Here is a 2,351-nt window from a genome sequence, read left to right as displayed (position 1 = left end):
CGCGCTGCGCGAACGCAGCGCCCGCGCGCTGCCGCTGCGCCCCTGCGGGCGCCTCACGCGCGCCGCCGGCCTGGTGCTGGAAGCCACCGGGCTGCGCCTGTCGGTGGGCGCCGAATGCACCATCGAACTGCCGCCGGGCAGCACCCTGCCGGTGGCTGAGGCCGAGGTGGTCGGCTTCGCCGGCGAACGCCTGTTCCTGATGCCGACCACCGAGGTGGCCGGGGTGCTGCCCGGCGCGCGCGTCTGGCCGCTGGAACGCGCGCCGATCGCCGATCCGCTGGCCGGCGCCAAGCGCCTGCCGGTCGGCTGGCAGATGCTGGGCCGCGTGGTGGACGCCTCGGGCCGCCCGCTCGACCGGCTCGGCCCGCTCGCCTCGGAACTCGACGCGCCGCTCTCGGCGCCGACCATCAACCCGCTGGAGCGCGAGCCGATCCATCACGTGCTCGATGTCGGCGTGCGCGCCATCAACGCGCTGCTGACGGTGGGGCGCGGCCAGCGCATGGGCCTGTTCGCCGGTTCGGGCGTGGGCAAGTCGGTGCTGCTCGGCACCATGGCGCGCTACACCAGCGCCGAGGTGATCGTGATCGGCCTGATCGGCGAGCGCGGCCGCGAGGTGAAGGAATTCATCGAGCAGATCCTCGGCGAGGACGGCCTGGCGCGCTCGGTGGTGGTGGCCGCGCCGGCCGACGTGTCGCCGCTGCTGCGCATGCAGGGCGCCGCCTACGCGACCTCGCTGGCCGAATACTTCCGCGACCAGGGCAAGCACGTGCTGCTGCTGATGGATTCGCTCACGCGCTACGCGATGGCGCAGCGCGAGATCGCGCTGGCGATCGGCGAACCGCCGGCCACCAAGGGTTATCCGCCCTCGGTGTTCGCCAAGCTGCCGGCGCTGGTGGAGCGCACCGGCAACGGCCCGGAAGGTGGCGGCTCGATCACCGCCTTCTACACGGTGCTGACCGAGGGCGACGACCAGCAGGACCCGATCGCCGATTCGGCGCGCGCGATCCTGGACGGCCATATCGTGTTGTCGCGCCAGCTGGCCGAGGCCGGCCACTATCCCGCGATCGACATCGAGCAGTCGATCAGCCGCGCCATGACCTCGCTGATCGACGAGCGCCATCTCGATCGCGTGCGCCGCTTCAAGCAGATGCTCTCGCGCTACCAGCGCAATCGCGACCTGATCGCGGTGGGCGCCTACGCGGCCGGGCGCGATGCCCAGCTCGACCGCGCCATCGCGCTCTACCCGCGCATCGAGGCCTTCCTGCAGCAGGGCTTTCGCGAATGCGCGCCGTTCGAGTCCTGCCTGGCCGGGCTCGACGCGCTGTTCCAATACGAAGGAGGCTGAGCATGGCCGCGACGTTCCCGCTGCAGATCCTGCTCGATCGCGCGCAGGAAGACCTCGACAACGCCACCCGGGCGCTCGGCCATGCGCAGCGCGAGCGCGGCTCGGCGCAGGACCAGCTCGACGCGCTGCTGCGCTACCGCGACGAATACCACGCGCGTTTCGCGCTGGACGCCCAGGCCGGCATGCCGGCCGGCAGCATGCGCAACTTCCAGTCCTTCATCGACACGCTGGACGCGGCGATCGGCCAGCAGCGGCGCATCGTGGCCGCCGCCGAGGCGCGCGTGGACGCGGCCCGCCCCGAATGGCAGGCGCGCAAGCGCACCCTGGGTTCCTACGAAATCCTGCAGAAACGCGGCCTCGCGCAGGATCAGCAACGTGCCGCGAAACGCGAGCAGCGCGACGCCGACGAACATGCGGCGAAGGTGCTGCGCATGCGCGCCGACGCGGCGCATCCCTCCAAGTAACCCGATCGAGACCCCGCCATGCCCGCCCTCTCCCTGACCGCATCGCTGCTCGACGCCGCCACCGCCGCCAATCAGGCCGGCTCCGGCTCGCGGTCGAACGATGCCGCCGGCGCGTCCTCGTCGACGCCGTTCTCGCAGACCCTGCAGCAGAGCGTGGCGAACCAGCAGCCGCAGCCCCAGCCGAAACCGGCGGCGACGACGACGGCCGCCACCGATCCGTCCTCGGGCGACGGCAAGGTGCGCGGGCATCACGGCGGACACAAGCACGCGGACGGCAGCGACGATGCGGACGACGGCCAGGATGCGCAAACCGCGGCCACGCCGGCCGACGCCGCCGCGCTGGCGGCGGCCGCCGCCGTGCAGGCGCAGTTGCAGGCGCGCCAGGACGCGGCCGGCGGCAGCGGTAGCGGCGACGGCGCCGCCGACGCGGCCGCACGAGCGCTGGCCGCCGCCAATGCGAACGGCACCGCCAATACCGGCGCGGCCGATGCGAAGGCCGATGCCGCCGCGCAACTCGCCGCCAATGCCGCGGCGAACGCGGA

The 2,351-nt window shown here is 73.0% G+C and carries 2 protein-coding genes and 1 pseudogene; all 3 read left to right on the top strand.

Going from position 1 to position 2,351, the window contains the following annotated elements; genetic code table 11:
- Positions 1 to 1,345: flagellar protein export ATPase FliI (gene fliI / locus F3J18_RS36665; RefSeq protein WP_166917029.1), on the top strand; the 1,345-nt coding region annotated here is incomplete at its 5' end.
- Between the two features lie 2 nt (positions 1,346 to 1,347).
- The gene (gene fliJ, locus F3J18_RS36660) at positions 1,348 to 1,809 is read left to right on the top strand and encodes a flagellar export protein FliJ (RefSeq protein ID WP_025100309.1); all 462 of its coding nucleotides are present in this window, start codon (positions 1,348 to 1,350) and stop codon (positions 1,807 to 1,809) included.
- An 18-nt stretch (positions 1,810 to 1,827) separates the two neighbouring features.
- Positions 1,828 to 2,351 (top strand): annotated as a pseudogene (locus F3J18_RS36655) (flagellar hook-length control protein FliK); the annotation flags it as partial.

The organism is Burkholderia sp. Ax-1720, assembly GCF_011753035.1.
Classification (GTDB): Bacteria; Pseudomonadota; Gammaproteobacteria; order Burkholderiales; family Burkholderiaceae; genus Burkholderia; species Burkholderia gladioli.
The sequence above is the reverse complement of the archived record's forward strand: the minus strand, read 5'-3'. Positions and strand labels throughout refer to the sequence as shown.

Excerpts from the sequence above, each read along its gene's own strand:
- fliJ (WP_025100309.1), top strand. The coding sequence starts at position 1,348 with ATGGCCGCGACGTTCCCGCTGCAGATCCTGCTCGATCGCGCGCAGGAA.